This is a genomic window from Anaerotruncus sp. AF02-27, assembly GCF_003465835.1.
GTDB lineage: Bacteria > Bacillota > Clostridia > Oscillospirales > Ruminococcaceae > Anaerotruncus > Anaerotruncus rubiinfantis.
Genome location: NZ_QSBX01000001.1, coordinates 10339 through 24917, shown reverse-complemented (window position 1 = coordinate 24917; position 14579 = coordinate 10339). Strand labels below are relative to the sequence as shown.

Annotated in this window: 15 protein-coding genes; 13 read left to right on the top strand and 2 right to left on the bottom strand. The window is 51.1% G+C overall.

What is annotated here, in order from left to right; all coding sequences use genetic code 11:
- Positions 1-38: 38 nt before the first annotated feature.
- The 7 genes from DWV16_RS00120 (at position 39) to DWV16_RS18935 (ending at position 7672) form a co-directional block, all read left to right on the top strand.
- The gene (locus DWV16_RS00120) at positions 39-1478 is read left to right on the top strand and encodes an MFS transporter (protein WP_118477486.1); all 1440 of its coding nucleotides are present in this window, start codon (positions 39-41) and stop codon (positions 1476-1478) included.
- Between the two features lie 75 nt (positions 1479-1553).
- Positions 1554-2984, top strand: a complete 1431-nt coding sequence (locus tag DWV16_RS00115; protein WP_118477485.1) for an amidohydrolase family protein — start codon at positions 1554-1556, stop codon at positions 2982-2984.
- 42 nt (positions 2985-3026) lie between these two features.
- Complete coding sequence (locus tag DWV16_RS00110) at positions 3027-3416, top strand: RidA family protein (protein WP_118477484.1); 390 nt, start codon at positions 3027-3029, stop codon at positions 3414-3416.
- Between the two features lie 19 nt (positions 3417-3435).
- A complete protein-coding gene (locus tag DWV16_RS00105; protein WP_118477483.1) occupies positions 3436-4692 on the top strand; it encodes a M20 family metallo-hydrolase in 1257 nt (418 codons plus the stop codon).
- A 29-nt stretch (positions 4693-4721) separates the two neighbouring features.
- Entirely contained in the window at positions 4722-6080 is a 1359-nt protein-coding gene (gene allB, locus DWV16_RS00100) for an allantoinase AllB (RefSeq protein WP_118477482.1), read from the top strand.
- Between the two features lie 45 nt (positions 6081-6125).
- Entirely contained in the window at positions 6126-6896 is a 771-nt protein-coding gene (locus tag DWV16_RS00095; protein ID WP_118477481.1) for an SDR family NAD(P)-dependent oxidoreductase, read from the top strand.
- Between the two features lie 623 nt (positions 6897-7519).
- Positions 7520-7672 (top strand): hypothetical protein, encoded by a 153-nt coding sequence (locus DWV16_RS18935; protein WP_158572735.1) that lies wholly within the window; start codon positions 7520-7522, stop codon positions 7670-7672.
- Between the two features lie 181 nt (positions 7673-7853).
- Here DWV16_RS18935 and DWV16_RS00085 read toward each other — a convergent pair whose 3' ends face one another.
- Both DWV16_RS00085 and DWV16_RS18930 read right to left on the bottom strand, forming a co-directional pair.
- The gene (locus DWV16_RS00085; RefSeq protein ID WP_158572734.1) at positions 7854-8105 is read right to left on the bottom strand and encodes a helix-turn-helix transcriptional regulator; all 252 of its coding nucleotides are present in this window, start codon (positions 8103-8105) and stop codon (positions 7854-7856) included.
- 263 nt (positions 8106-8368) lie between these two features.
- The gene (locus tag DWV16_RS18930; protein WP_158572733.1) at positions 8369-8623 is read right to left on the bottom strand and encodes a hypothetical protein; all 255 of its coding nucleotides are present in this window, start codon (positions 8621-8623) and stop codon (positions 8369-8371) included.
- A gap of 28 nt (positions 8624-8651) precedes the next feature.
- Between DWV16_RS18930 and DWV16_RS00080 the strand changes: the two genes are divergently transcribed.
- The 6 genes from DWV16_RS00080 to DWV16_RS00060 form a co-directional block, all read left to right on the top strand.
- A complete protein-coding gene (locus DWV16_RS00080; protein ID WP_158572732.1) occupies positions 8652-9119 on the top strand; it encodes a sigma-70 family RNA polymerase sigma factor in 468 nt (155 codons plus the stop codon).
- A gap of 563 nt (positions 9120-9682) precedes the next feature.
- Positions 9683-9847 (top strand): hypothetical protein, encoded by a 165-nt coding sequence (locus DWV16_RS19250; protein WP_199719745.1) that lies wholly within the window; start codon positions 9683-9685, stop codon positions 9845-9847.
- A gap of 127 nt (positions 9848-9974) precedes the next feature.
- Positions 9975-11564 carry a recombinase family protein gene (locus DWV16_RS00075; protein ID WP_118477477.1) on the top strand — a complete coding sequence of 530 codons (1590 nt, stop codon included), beginning with the start codon at positions 9975-9977 and terminating at the stop codon, positions 11562-11564.
- The gene (locus DWV16_RS00070) at positions 11564-12307 is read left to right on the top strand and encodes a recombinase family protein (RefSeq protein ID WP_118477476.1); all 744 of its coding nucleotides are present in this window, start codon (positions 11564-11566) and stop codon (positions 12305-12307) included. The genes DWV16_RS00075 and DWV16_RS00070 overlap by 1 nt, the downstream gene beginning before the upstream one ends.
- Complete coding sequence (locus DWV16_RS00065) at positions 12304-13944, top strand: recombinase family protein (protein ID WP_118477475.1); 1641 nt, start codon at positions 12304-12306, stop codon at positions 13942-13944. The genes DWV16_RS00070 and DWV16_RS00065 overlap by 4 nt, the downstream gene beginning before the upstream one ends.
- Before the next feature lies 1 nt (position 13945).
- Positions 13946-14579 (top strand): metallophosphoesterase family protein (locus DWV16_RS00060; RefSeq protein WP_243007239.1); only part of this gene is annotated, 634 nt, incomplete at its 3' end.

The window sequence follows — 14579 nt, the reverse complement described above, 5'->3', positions numbered from 1 at the left end:
AGGATTGTGATTTGTGATTAAGAGGAGGACTGAAATTAATGATGAAACGTACAGAAAAGCGTTTGACAAAAGGAACGATCTTTGGATATGGGCTGGCCGGGATCGGTAACAATGTGGCGGCTTCCCTATTTTATGTGTATTTCATTTTTTTCCTGACCACGGTGGCGGGCGTAAGCCCTTCAGTTGCGGGGGCTATTTCTCTGATTGCGGTTCTGTGGGATGGAATCAACGATCCGATGATCGGTTACTGGTCTGACAACTGCAAATCAAAGTTTGGCCGACGCCGGCCGTTCCAGATCAGCGGTTTGGTCCCAATGTGTATTGTCATCACCCTGATGTTTACCAATGTCCCCTTCTCATCGGCTGGAAAGAGCGCGTTTTATATCATCATTAATATTCTTTTCTGGTTCCTGTTCACTTGGGTGGATGTCCCAACGATTGCGCTGGGGGATTCGCTGGAGGGGAGCTATGACGAGAAAACAAAGGCCAGGACAGCCTGGACGGTATGCGTCATGATCGGCGGCCTTTTAGCAACCGACCTGCCGCCTGTGATGGTGGACTTTTTCGAAGCGCAGGGCACATCGGTCGATCGGGCTTGGCTTTACATCGGCCTAATTGGCGCGGTAATCACCTTTGCGGCATATTTTATTAGTTGGAACGCGACGCGCGGAAAGGAGATCATCCCCAAACAGGTGGAAGCTGGTGAAAGCTCTGGCCGGAAACCCGGATTTTTGCAGCAATATGCCGCTGCATTCAGGAACCGCCCGATGCGCTACGCAATGTTTGGTATTTTGTTTATCTATCTGGGATTCAACGGTGCGGCTCTCCCGACCATGAACTACATTCTAGCTTTCAATCTACAATTGGATGGTGCAACCTCTACCATTTATCTGCTGGTGTATTCGCTCGCCTCGATTGCCGGCTCCTATATTCTGGGCGCCATTTCCAGCAGGGGCGGCGAAAAACTTGGCGGAAAAGCCAAAGAGTGCGGCATGCCGTTTTTGGTTTATGGCGTCCTTTCCATCCTGGGAATCGTTGCGGGCTCGAACAAGGTCGTCGTCCTGCTCCTGTTCTTCACACTGGGATTCTGCTCCTCTGCATTCTTCCTGCATGGATGGAACCTTGCAATCGACGCGGCCAAAATTGAACAGTATAAAACCGGTGAAGATCACAGCTGTGAATACACCGCTTTTATCGGATTTGCGTTTAAAATCGGCGGTGCCATCGGCATGTATCTGGTTGGAATGCTGCTGGGGCTCTTCGGCTTCAACGGAGAACTGGCAACCCAGAGCGCGTCCGCGCTTCTGGGCATTGAGATAACCTTCTACGTCGTGTCCGGCGTTTTTGTGGTGATCGGCGCGCTGATCCTTTTCAAAAGCCCGCTGACAAGAAGAAAGCTGAATGCCATTCTGGATGCGATTCAGAAAAAAGAACAGGGAGAACCTGTTTCGGAGGAGGCCTTTGCGGATCTGCTGTGAGGATAACTTGACAAATCCGCCGGCGCGGGTGATATCATCAGGCCGGCGCCGGCGGAATGAAAAGGAGAAGGAAAAATGCTTGACCTGTTGATTATCCATGGATACGTGATTACCATGGAAGGCCCCGGCGTTGGGATGCTGGAAGACGGGGCAATCGGGATCCGAGGGAATCTGATTGAAGCGGTAGGCCCCACAGAAGAGTTGCTGCGAAAATATCGGGCGCAGAGGGTTCTTGACGCGCATAATATGGCGGTCATGCCCGGTTTAATCGACGCCCACATTCACACAAGCATCTCGTTGCTCCGGGGGATTTCCCAGGACATAGACAATTGGATGGTGGACGGCTTGTGGCCGTTCGAGACGAAATTACGGATGGATCCCGCGTCATCCATGAAAGGCACGCGCCTCAACATTGTAGAATCGGTAAAAGCTGGAACCACGACCTTCTGTGATTTTGATTCCCCGATGGACCGGCTGGTGGAAAACCATGCAAAGCTTGGGACACGCGCAAGGGTGGCCGAACTTATCAGCGGCCTGCCCGAAAATAATGCCGGTGTACGGGCGGATGAACCGTTTCCCCTGAACCTTGAAACCGAAAAAATAAAGCTCAAACGGAATCTGCGTTTGATCTCCAATTGGAACGGAGCTGAAAACGGCAGGATCACCTGCATGCTCGGCCCGCAGGCGGCGGATATGGTGACGCTGGATTCGCTCAGGGAAATCAAAAAGTTGTCGGAAAAGCTTGGTGTCGGGCTCCATATGCATGTTTCACAGAGTCCCCATGAGAACGAGCAGACGATGCTGAAGTATGGAAAACGGGCGATCCCGTTTTTGCAGGAGATCGGTTACCTGGATGAATCGCTCATGGCGGTGCATCTGGTCGATGCCACCACCGATGAGGTTCATACGCTTGCAAAGAGCAGGGCGGGCATGGTGGCCTGCAACAGCGGCAGCGCCATGCTGGGCGGCTGCATCCCTCCGTCCTACGAGTTTTTGGAGGTCAGTGACCGGCTGGCGATCGGTTCCGACGAGGCTACAGGAAATAATTGCTGTAATATGTTCAACGAGATGAAGTTCACAGCTTTACTGAACAAGTGCAAATTTCATTCCTATACGGCTTTTCCCGCCTGGAAGGTTCTTCGGATGGCCACAGTCGACGGTGCGAAAGCAATAGGGTTGGGAGATGAGATTGGTTCGATCAAAGAGGGAAAGAAGGCGGATGTGATCCTCATCGACCTGAAAACGCCCACAATGACGCCGGTCGTAACCGAACCGCTCCGAAATATCGTACCGAATCTGGTATATTCTGCCAGGGGCGACGAGGTCAAAACGGTCATTATCGACGGCAAGATCGTCATGGAGGACCGGGTTTTAAAAACGGTGGATGAACGGATTATCATTGAGGAGGCACAGGAAGCAGCGGAACGTATCTGTCGTGAGGCTGCGCCGGAATTCTGCGTACGCAAGACCGCTCTTTATGAGATGATGCGGGATGGGAAGCTGTAAGCGGGGAAAAATCTGAAAGATCGTTTAGGAGGACAACACAAGATGAAAATTGAGAAGATAGAAACTGGCCGCGCGCCGCAGCCGGGCGGCTGGTATTCACAAGCATTTCGTGTGGGAGATCTGGTATTTACTGCGGGCGTCACCGCAAACGATCCCAAAACCCAGGAACTTGTGGGACCGGGCGACATCGTTTTGCAGACCCGACAGGTACTTACGAATCTGCGCGAAATTTTAAGGGTGGCCGGGTCTGATCTGGATCATGTGATTAAGACGCTGGTTTTCGTATCGGATATCGACCAGTTTGATCGTTTCAATGAGACATATAAGGAATTTTTTCCGGAAAATCCGCCTGCCCGGTCCACCATGCAGGTAGGAAAATTCATCGGGGATATGGTGATTGAAATTGAAGCAGTTGCCGTTGTGAAAAAGTAGGGATGATTGGAGAAAGAACATGAAAATTAATGCAAAACGCTTGTGGCAGCGTGAACAACAGATTGGCCATATAGGGGATGATCCGAAAGGTGGCGTCAGCCGTTTCGCCTGGACGCCAGCATACCGACAGGCGGTGGAGCTGCTGACCAGCTGGATGGAGGAAGCCGGAATGACGGTTCGGATGGATCCTGTCGGAAACCTTTTCGGACGGTATGAGGGGAAGAATAAACATCTGGCTCCGGTCCTTACCGGCTCTCATCTTGACACAGTCCCTTCCGGAGGATGCTTTGATGGACTTGCGGGAATTATGGCATCCTTGGAAGCCGTTATGAGCATGCATGAACGCGGAGAGATTCCCGAGCGTCCAATCGAAATTGTCGCATTTATAAATGAGGAAGCGAGTCAGTTCCTTGGGGGCTGTTTCGGAAGCAAAGCGATGGCCGGGCAATTACCATTGGATTATACACAGACCTGCCGTCATCGTTACACCAATCAAACCCTGCATGATGCTATGTTGGAATTCGGAATGGGATTGGATCCAGACAATCTGCAAGGCAGTATCCTTCGAAAAGAGGATTATTACCTGTTCCTGGAACTTCATATCGAACAGGGACGGTACCTTTTACAGAATGGGTATCCCATGGCAGTGGTGACTTCCATAGCGGGGATTAAACAGTTTTATATCACGATTAATGGAGTTTCCTGTCATGCCGGCGGTATGGCAATGGCAGACCGCCATGATGCGATGGCCGCTGCAGCGGCTATCGCATGCGAAGTAGAACGTCTGGCATGCAATTCAGGTTCCCAAACCCGCGGAACCGTAGGATACATCTCATCGGATCCTGGGGAACAAAATATTGTTGCACAAAAATGCGTTGTGTCGGTGGACTTCCGGGAACATCAGGATGATATCTGGAAACGTCTTTATACAGACCTGCTTGATTTCACTGAATCAGAGTGTAAAAGACGTGGACTTACCTATTCCGTTTTTACCACCATCGATGCACGCCCAGCTCATTGTGCGCCCACATTGATCGACGTTATCGATCAATGTGCGGAGGAAGCCGGAGTAGAGCATACACAGATGGTTAGTTTTCCATCACACGATGCGCAGCAGCTGGCAAAGCTCTTCCCAATCGGGATGATCTTTCTGCGCAGTTTAAGTGATGGTAGAAGCCACTGCCCAGACGAATATACCAGTCAGGAGGATCTTGCAGCCGGTACGGAGGTTCTTTACAGAACCATTTGGAAAGCTGCAAATGAAGATATTCTGTAGTGACTCCTTGATGGGATCGGGAGGTAGACATGGATTTTGATTTGCTGATAAAAAACGCAAATGTCGTGTTTGAGGATTCCGTCGCTGTCCGCCATCTTGCAGTCAAAGATGGGAAATTTGTCGGGATTCTGGAAAGGGAGCCGTCTCGAAAAGCGGAGTATGAAATGGACGCCGAAGGGATGTATCTTCTACCCGGCGGGATCGATACGCATTCCCATTTTTTTGATCCGGGGCCGACCTACCGGGAAGATTTTTTTCACGGTACACAAGCCGCCGCCATGGGTGGGTACACAACTGTGATGGATATGCCGAACACCAATCCGCCAGTGGACCGTGAGACTCACTTTTGCCTAAAAAACGAGCACTTCGCTCAAAATGCCCATGTAGATTATGTTATATGGGGAGCGTCACTACCCGGCAAATTCCAGAATATTCGGCGTATGAGAGAACTGGGATGCCCCGCGTTTAAGGCATTTCTGTCGGATGCGGGACCGACGTTTCCCTATTCGGACTCTCTGGCCCTTTATGAGGGCATGTCGGCAGTCCGGACAGCAGGCGGGATCTTTGCCGTTCACGCGGAGGATCAGGACATCGTTGCGAAGTTACGGGAACGTTATCGGACCGAAGAATGGAGCCTGAAAGCTCATGATGAGGCCCGTCCCTGGTACAGCGAATTATCCGCGATCAGTAAGGCGGTATTCTTTTCCCGTCTAACCGGATGCCCGCTGCACATCTGCCATACCTCAATTCCGGAAGGGGTGGAACTTGTCAACGAACAGCGTAGAGCGGGGGCAGATGTAACCATCGAGACCTGTCCGCATTATCTTCTATGCGATTATGAGTCCATCGGTGCGGCCGGTAGTTTCGCGGCAATTTGTCCACCGGTCAGGAATCGTGAACGAGTGGAAAAAATGTGGGCATATGTGGCGGATGGATCGATTGATTATATGGGAACCGACCATGCCCCCTATACCTGGGAGGACAAAAATCCGGATAATCTTTGGGATGCGCCAGGCGGTTCGCCCAATATTGATGTTGCAATTCCGATGATATTGGAAGAAGGAATTAGAAAGAGGGGAATTTCGCTGCCGCATATGGCAGCGTTCCTTTCCACAAACGCTGCGAAGCGATTCGGACTTTATCCTCAAAAAGGAGCCATCAGAATTGGCACCGACGCGGATTTCATACTGGTGGATATGGATCGGAAGTGGATCTACTCCCGTGAAAACAGTCTATCTAAAACCAAGGATACCCATTTCCAGTATGAAGGGCGTGAAATCGGGTGCCGGATCGAGGCGACTTTTGTACGCGGGAAGGCGATCTATTCGCGGGGAAAAATCTGTATGCAAGCTGGTTATGGAGAACTGATTAAACCTGTATCCGTTTAGGGAGAACCCCTATTCATACAAAATTTAAAAAAGGAGTGCGGAAAAATGACAAGGCTTAAAGGTAAGGTATGCATCATCACCGGAGGTACAACGGGAATTGGAGAAGCGACATCGCGCCTTTTTGCAGAGGAAGGCGCAACACTGATTATGGTTAACAAGTATGCGGAAGGCGGAGAAAGCCTTGCGAAAGAGCTTGGGGAAAACGTTTACTTTTTTCAGGCGGATGTGAGCGACGCTGAAAGCGTTAAATCACTGATGAAATTTGTGGAAGAAAAGTTTGGTGTTCTGGATGTACTGTTTAACAATGCGGCTCTTTCAATCAGCAACAACATCGAATTGACCACCGAAGAATGCTGGAACCGGACGTTTGAAACAAATGCTCGCGGTTGCTTCCTGTGTTCAAAATATGCGCTCCCGCTACTTCGAAAAAGTGAAAACGCATCCATCATTAATACTGCTTCCGAGTTAGCGATTGTCGGTTGCCGTGACAATTTGGCCTATAATGCCTCAAAAGGTGCTATCATGTCTTTTACACGGAGCTTAGCACTAGAATTGGCGCCGGATAAAATCCGAGTTAATGCGGTTTGCCCTGCGGGTACGATGACACAGGCTTTTTGCGACGACATCAAAAAGAATGGCAAGGATTTCGACGAGGAACTGCGTAAAACAATTGAAAGCTACCCACTGGGTCAAGCGTATGGCAGAGTTGGCCTACCAAGGGATGTTGGATATGCTGTATTATTCCTAGCTGGAGATGAATCCACTTGGATCACAGGAACCCATATCATGGTAGATGGGGGATTCACAGCTACCTGACAGCCGGATAGACTACTATATCATTTCCTTTTACAATAAATTCCGTTTTCTAAATATTGGATAGACAAACAAAAAGCGCCCTGTAGGGCGCTTTTTGTAAAGGTCGAAAAAAGGGAAATGTTATGGAAGTTATGGAAATTAAAGAGGTAACAATGTCCTCCTTATTGAATCAATGTTTGAGTTGAAGAAAAGAGAATCAAGCAACAAAACAATCCGGATGCCAAACGATTTGATTAACGTTTTGGAAAATTTAGCGGATTCAAATGATATGTCCTTTAATCAGGTAGTGGTCCAGTGTTGTGAATATGCTATTGAAAATATGAAAGATTCGGACATGAGGTAGAGGATTTTTGACGATACTTTGACGATGTTCGGAATGGTTTATTCTCCTTTTCTTTTATTAATAGGTCTTATAAACCCGTATTATAAGCCGATTTAAGACAAACAAATGAAAATTATACATGCTTAAATTTATTTTGGGGTGGTAGAGGCCGTGGGTTCAAGTCCCGCTATTCGGACCATCAAACGGATGTTGATCAAAAGCAGTTGTCTCTGATTGAATGCGGAAAGGCACGCCCCGGCTATCGGTCTATCTGCGGATCGCCAACGCCCTGCAGGTGTCCATGAATCAGCTCTTAGCAGGATCAAATACGCTGGGGCAGGAGGAGGCGCCGTGTTGGGATCGGCAAACCGCAAATCAGGCAAGAGGGATGCTGCTGCAATTGCTTGCTCTGATTGATACCAATGATTTTGCCCACGGTGTAGAGCACAACTGAAAAATCTACCAGCGATATAGGCAAATTTTCCTAGTATTAGCTGATAGGCATACTGTTTAATGCAAAATATTCCAGAGGAACCATAAAATTTACCGGCTGTCTGGCTGTAGTCGGCACAACACCCCTCTAAAATTTAGAGGGATGGAAAATCGGTGAATGATATTGCATCGGAAGTTCTGGACTATTCCTCTTCAAAAATGACCGCTTCAATCAGACGAATCAGCAGTTTGCACTGCTTTGTCGAACAGGCAGCGGCCAGACATTCAATACGTTCCAGGGTGGCATCTTTTGCTGAACGCTCTGGGTAAAACACCCGATCTGCAGAAGCGCCAATGACACGCAGTAGCCGATACAAAGTATCGACACTTGGATTTTTCTCGCCAAGCTCAATCGCTGCCAAATGCCGTAGACCAATATCTGCGCGCTCTGCCACCAATTCTCAGGTTAGCCCCTGTTCTTCTCTTAATGTTCTCAGAATATTCCCAAGCTGATTGTTTGCTTGGCCATGTTTTTTAGGCACTATAAGTTCACCTCCACTACGTATTTTAGAATGGGAGATGAAAGGCCGGAATGTTCCAATAGTAGCTATATTTTAGAACTAATAGAACATATCCTCTCTGCCATATAAAAAAAGAAGGCAGCGGAGGTTTCTTTCATATGCCCTAAAATCCTCCGTTTTGTCTAAATGGAGGATTTTTATGCACTACCGTAAAAAACGACGCCGTTATATACGGCGTCTCCTGTGACCGGCAACCCAGCTACCAGCAGTTCATTGGTGTTCAGATCAAACTTGCCGCAATAGTGACAATAAATCTGATAACCCAAAATATGAACTGTTAGTAGATTTTTATTGGCTCTATTGGCGCTTTTATTTGGTTTCATGCCACATAAAAACGCCTTTTTCTTTTCCTCTCTGCCGGTCTCCTCCGCTTCTGAAATCTGGATTTTCAAGATTTCAGAAAAACGGAGGAAACGGTGTATGCCGAAAAATGATAAATATCATCCCGACTATGAAAAATTGTACCCAGGCATTAAAATCAGGTCCGAAATTTTAAGGGCGCTAAAACAAAGCGACCGGAAAATGGAATACATAGAGCGCGACCTAAAGACAGAACGGTTTCGCTATCACTCAGAGACGGGATCGTGTGATATTCTGCGGTCACGAGAAGATTCCCTGGATCGGCTGCAGGAGGAAGAAAAACATCAGTTCTCTCAGACATTCGATTTACCGGAAGAAGTTGTTTTTCGTAAAATGGAGTATGCGATGCTCTTAGAGGCATTGGGACATCTGACCAAAGAGGAACAACGATTGGTTTATCTGCGTTACTGGTTGGATATGACGCAGCGTGAAATCGCTGAGAAGTATGGAACATCTCAGCAAATGGTCAGCTACAGGGAACGACATCTTCTGCGAAAGTTAAAAATTTTATTGAAGAATCTTTTGTGAACCTTCTGTTTTAGCGGGATATATAGTGAAGGGGTTTTAGATAACCCCGATGCAGCTTGAAAACAGAATACCCGGTTTTTGAAATACTTTCCCTGACGGGTCCCGGGAAACGGGGCAAGCGACGCCGGAAGATGCGCGGGGACTCACCTGCGACAGCGCGGAGGAAACAAGAAATCACCTGTCTTTTTGTTCTTTGGTTTTGTCCGCCTGCCGTCAACGACGGCCAAATAAGGTGACGAGCGGGTCCATCTGACCGAAAAGCAGCCTGTGGCGGGCTATTTTGCCAAGACACCGTCAGCATACAATGATACTCCTGTCCAGCCACAGCCGCAAGCAATGGGAGCAGCTCGCAGAGATCCTGGGAGGGGTGAAAGTCCCGTGAAGCGGTGAAGCCAGCCGCTGTTTCAAAAATCGCCCTACAAAGACTTTATAAAATGTCTTGATTTCAGAAGCAACAGGGATCGCTTAAACAGGTTTTCCTGTTATGTGAATTCAACCGATAGGCGATCCCTGTTTTTGTGAAATCAAAGTTGGATTTAACTTTGTAAAAGGAGATGTGGTTTATGAACCAGACAAAAATCAACATCGACTACTGCGGTATCCTAAACCTGCTCCGCACACTGGAGCAGTATGGATTCAGCAAAGCGGAGCTGAAGAAGCTCTCCGCCCGGATCGCCGCACAGATGGGCGCGGATATCATCCTGGCGGAGAAAAAGCAGGCGGCATAGCCAGCCGTTTTGCATGTACACTCCTCCCCGTTTTAAGGAAGAAAGTTTGGTAGGTATTTCTTCGCCTTTTCGATAGCTATTGTGGAAAAAACATGGTATTGTATGTTGCTGATAGGAGGTGAACGCCATGAACAGGCAAAGAACCGAGGGCAGTTCGGCGCTGCAGGAGAGGAAAGTCATCGTCATCGAGGCGGCACAGCGCCCGGAAGTCCAAAAGCTGCGGGTAGCGGCCTACTGCCGGGTCAGTTCCGAGTCCAGCGACCAGTTCAATTCCTTCATAGCGCAGACCAACTACTACACCGGCCTGATTACCCAGAACCCCAACTGGACAATGGCGGATATCTACGCCGATGAGGGCATCTCAGGCACCTCGGCGGAGAAGCGGCCGGAGTTCCAGCGTCTGATCGCCGACTGCCGCAGAGGGCGAATTGACCGGGTGCTGGTAAAGTCCATCTCCCGCTTCGCCCGCAATACCAAGGAATGCATGGAAACCATCCGCGCCCTGAAAGCGATTGGGGTGGGGGTCTGTTTCGAGGAACAGAACATCGACACCTCGCAGATGAGCGGCGAGCTGCTGACGGCGATGTTTGCCGCCATCGCGCAGAAGGAGAGCGAGAGCATCTCCGAGAACCAGCGGTGGAGTTATCAGCACCGGATGCAAAGCGGGAACTTCATCACTTGCAAAGCGCCTTTTGGATATCGTCTGAGCAAAAATACATTGGAGGTCTATGAGCCGGAGGCCAAAATTGTGCGGGAGATCTTTAGCCGGTATCTTCAAGGGGACAGCAAGGATGATATCGCTCAGTGGGCGTCCACGCTTGGGGTGAAAACCAGGGATGGAAAAGACCGCTGGCAGCATACAACCATCTCATATATCCTTCGCAATGAGCGATACGTCGGGGACGCACTTCTCCAGAAAAGGTATACCACAGATTCGTTTCCCCATCAAAAAAAGCGCAATCTTGGGGAACGGGACCAGTATTATCGCATCGCCAGCCATCCAGCCATCATCGACAGAGAGATATTCAATGCCGCTAAAAAGCTGCTGGAACTACGGGCAAAAAAAGTGGTTACAGAAAAAACGGCAAATGACCCGATGGCCAAAAAGATCGTTTGCGGCGCCTGCGGCACGATGTTCCGAAAAAAGGCCTGTGGGGGGATCACCTATTGGGAGTGCCGGAATCACAACCGCGACAAGGACAGCTGCCCCATCACCCAAATTCCCGAAAGGGAGATCCACGCCGCGTTCCTGCGGCTCTACCATAAGCTGATACACGGGGAACCCATCCTCAAGGAGCTGCTCTTAAACCTTCAGGCCATCCGGGAGCGCAGGCTGCTCTGGAGCGAGGGGATCATCAGGCTGAACAAAAGAATCTGCGACCTCACCGATCAGGATCATACATTGTCCCGCATGAACCAATGCGGGCTTGTAGATCCTGATATTTTTATCTCCCAAAGCAATGAGCTGGCCCGGCAGCTCATTGCGGCCAAGCAGGAGAAGGAACAGTTGCTGGCAGCGGCCGGCGACGACAGCATTCCAAAGACAAGGGAGCTGCTGGAAACGCTGGAATCGGCGCCCGAATACCTGCCCCGGTTCGATGGGGAGATCTTCGGGGATCTGACAGAGAAGATCGTTGCGGAGAACAACACCAGCCTGCGGTTCATCTTAAAGAACGGGCTGGAACTGACAGAGAAAATTGAAAGGACGGTGCGGTAATGGCGGCAAACAGGAAGCTCCCCTTTGGCTACACCATGCGGATGGGCAAAGCCTGCATCGATGAACGGGAGGCCGGGTTGGTCAAGGAGATTTTCTCAGACTACATCCGCGGGGCCTCCTTTCAGCAACTCACCGAAAAACTGAACGGCCAGCCGGTGGCATACAACCCGCAAACTCGATGGAACAAGAATATGGTTGCCCGAATCCTGGAGGACAGGCGGTATGTCGGTGAAAAGGATTTCCCCCTCATCATCGAGCAAGCGCTTCTTGATGCTGCGCTGGAAAGAAGGGCATGCAAGCAAACAGCGCAGCTACCCTCAGAAATGAGAAAAACGCTTCGGCAGCTCGGCGGCCAGAAGGCCACTCCGCAGATGGAACAGGCGATACTTGCCCTCCTCCAACGGCTAATCAGACAGCCGGAATGTGTGCAGATCCCCTATCCTGTCCAGACCAATCCAGAGGAAGAAAGGCGGCTCCATCAGGAGTTGGACGCTCTCATGAACCGGCAGCCGATGGAGGAGGAAAACGCCAAACACACCGCATACGCCCTCGCCGCCGCCCGGCTGAACGCCATCGGTTCAGAGGACTATGAGACCCTGCGGATCAAAGAGGTTCTTACCAGTGAGATACCGCCCCACGACCTGTTAAAAAGCATCGCGTCCGCCGTCCTCATCCGCCCGGATGGGTCGGTGGGGCTGCGGCTGAAAAATGGACAGATCATCGAAAGGAGTAAAATATCATGACCGAAACCGCCCCAAACATCATTGTCATCCCCGCCCGTCCGGAGACGGCAAAGGACAGGGAAACCCAGCGCCAGCTGCGGGTAGCCGCCTACTGCCGGGTATCCACCAAGGACGAGGAACAGCTCACCAGTTACGAGGCCCAGCAGACCTACTACACCGATAGGATCATGCAGAACCCTAACTGGACGATGGCGGGCGTCTTTGCAGACGAGGGGATCACCGGCACCTCCGCCGCCAAACGCCCCGAATTTCTCAAAATGATTCGCAAATGCAAGCAGAAAAAGATCGATCTCATACTGGTCAAGTCCATCTCACGCTTTGCCCGAAACACGGTGGACTGCCTCCACTACATCCGCGCCCTGAAGGACCTGGGGATCGCGGTGATGTTCGAGAAAGAGAACATCAATACGATGGATTCGGAAAGCGAGATGCTGCTGACCCTGATGGGCGCCTTCGCCCAGGCGGAAAGCGAATCGATGAGCGCCAATATCAAATGGGGCAGGCGCCAAGCCATGCGGGAAGGGAAGGTCACCTTCCAGTACAAGCGTCTTTACGCCTACGAACGCGGCGAGGATGACAAGCCACGCATCATCCCCGAGCAGGCGGAGGTGGTGCGGCAGATCTTCGACAGCTTCCTCATGGGGCACAGCATCCGCATGATCAAAGCAGAGCTGGAACAAAACAAGATCCCTGCCGCATCCGGCGGGAAAACCTGGTCGGAATCGGCCATCCGAAACATCCTCAAAAACGAGAAATACTGTGGGGATGTGCTGATGCAGAAAACTTATGTAAGCGACTGTATCAGCAAAAAAACAATCCGCAACACCGGGCAGCTCCCCATGTACCTGCTGAAGAACCACCATGAGGGGATCGTCGGCCGGGATAAGTTCAACGCGGTACAGGCCGAGTTTGCCAGAAGGAACGCCGGCCGCACCCCGAACAAGCGGTACACCACCACCGGCCGCTCCTGCTTCAGCGGGAAATACGCCCTCACCGAGCGGCTCATCTGCGGCGACTGTGGTACCCTCTACCGCCGCTGCGTGTGGAACAAGCGGGGGCGGAAATGGGCGGTGTGGCGCTGTGCCAGCCGGGTGGACTATGGGACGAAATACTGCCGGCAGTCCCCCACCCTCTACGAGAAGCCCCTCCAGAGGGCGATCCTCGCCGTCCTGAACTCGGTAATGGGGCCAAAGAAGGCGCTGGTCGGGCAGATCGCCGACGCCATGCGGATGGAGCTGCTGCCCCTGCCCGGTGGGACGATGAGCATGGCGGATATGGACCGTAGGCTGAAAGAGCTGGAACGGGAGTTCCAAGCTGTATTCCAGAAGTCCAGGGAAAAGCCGGATGGGTTCATGGAATACGCGCAGGCGTTCCAGAAGATCAATGAGGAGGCAGCCATGCTGAAGGAACAGAGAAGCCGCCTGCTGGACCAGCAACAGAGCGATTCGGCGGCGCATGGACGGATCGCGCATGCGATAAACGTCCTGAATAACGGCGAGGCGGAAATCACCGAGTGGGATGAGAGTATCGTCCGCCAGCTGGTGGATACGGTGACAGTGCTGTCTGAAGACAGAATCCGCGTCCGGCTGTATGGCGGAATGGAGTTCGAACAAGAACTGGATAAGGAGAGAAGCTGATATGGTCTACGCAACCGGAGACACCCACGGAAACTTCAAACGGTTTTGGAAAACCTACTTCCCTGAGCAAAACGGTATGACCAAAGAGGATTATGTCATCATCACCGGCGATTTTGGAGGGGTGTGGGATGGTTCGCGCCGGGAGCGGCAGGAGCTGGACCATCTGGACCACCTGCCCTTTACCCTCTTGTTTGTGGATGGGAACCATGAGAATTTCGACCTGCTGAACGCCTTCCCCGAAACCGGCTGGCATGGCGGCCGGTTGCATCGGGTGCGGGAACATGTCCTACACCTGATGCGGGGGCAGATGTATGAGATCGGCGGGTACACCTTCTTCACGATGGGCGGGGCGCAAAGCCATGACATTGGCGACGGCATCCTCGACCCGGACACGCCGGGTTTCCGGGAGGAATATGAGCAGAAGCACAGGAGCAGACAGGCGTTCCGCGTCAAGGGCTGGTCCTGGTGGCCGGATGAGATGCCATTTGAGAAAGAATACGAAGCTGCTCTCTCCACACTGGAACAGGCAAACTGGAAAGCGGATTACATCATCAGCCACTGCGCACCTACCCACACCGTTATGGAGCTGGATCGCCGCTGCCAACCGGACAAGCTCACTGATTTTCTGGAGCTGG

Excerpts from the sequence above, each read along its gene's own strand:
- DWV16_RS00120 (WP_118477486.1), top strand. The coding sequence starts at position 39 with ATGATGAAACGTACAGAAAAGCGTTTGACAAAAGGAACGATCTTTGGA.
- DWV16_RS00115 (WP_118477485.1), top strand. The coding sequence starts at position 1,554 with ATGCTTGACCTGTTGATTATCCATGGATACGTGATTACCATGGAAGGC.
- DWV16_RS00110 (WP_118477484.1), top strand. The coding sequence starts at position 3,027 with ATGAAAATTGAGAAGATAGAAACTGGCCGCGCGCCGCAGCCGGGCGGC.
- DWV16_RS00105 (WP_118477483.1), top strand. The coding sequence starts at position 3,436 with ATGAAAATTAATGCAAAACGCTTGTGGCAGCGTGAACAACAGATTGGC.
- allB (WP_118477482.1), top strand. The coding sequence starts at position 4,722 with ATGGATTTTGATTTGCTGATAAAAAACGCAAATGTCGTGTTTGAGGAT.
- DWV16_RS00095 (WP_118477481.1), top strand. The coding sequence starts at position 6,126 with ATGACAAGGCTTAAAGGTAAGGTATGCATCATCACCGGAGGTACAACG.
- DWV16_RS18935 (WP_158572735.1), top strand. The coding sequence starts at position 7,520 with ATGAATCAGCTCTTAGCAGGATCAAATACGCTGGGGCAGGAGGAGGCG.
- DWV16_RS00080 (WP_158572732.1), top strand. The coding sequence starts at position 8,652 with ATGCCGAAAAATGATAAATATCATCCCGACTATGAAAAATTGTACCCA.
- DWV16_RS19250 (WP_199719745.1), top strand. The coding sequence starts at position 9,683 with ATGAACCAGACAAAAATCAACATCGACTACTGCGGTATCCTAAACCTG.
- DWV16_RS00075 (WP_118477477.1), top strand. The coding sequence starts at position 9,975 with ATGAACAGGCAAAGAACCGAGGGCAGTTCGGCGCTGCAGGAGAGGAAA.
- DWV16_RS00070 (WP_118477476.1), top strand. The coding sequence starts at position 11,564 with ATGGCGGCAAACAGGAAGCTCCCCTTTGGCTACACCATGCGGATGGGC.
- DWV16_RS00065 (WP_118477475.1), top strand. The coding sequence starts at position 12,304 with ATGACCGAAACCGCCCCAAACATCATTGTCATCCCCGCCCGTCCGGAG.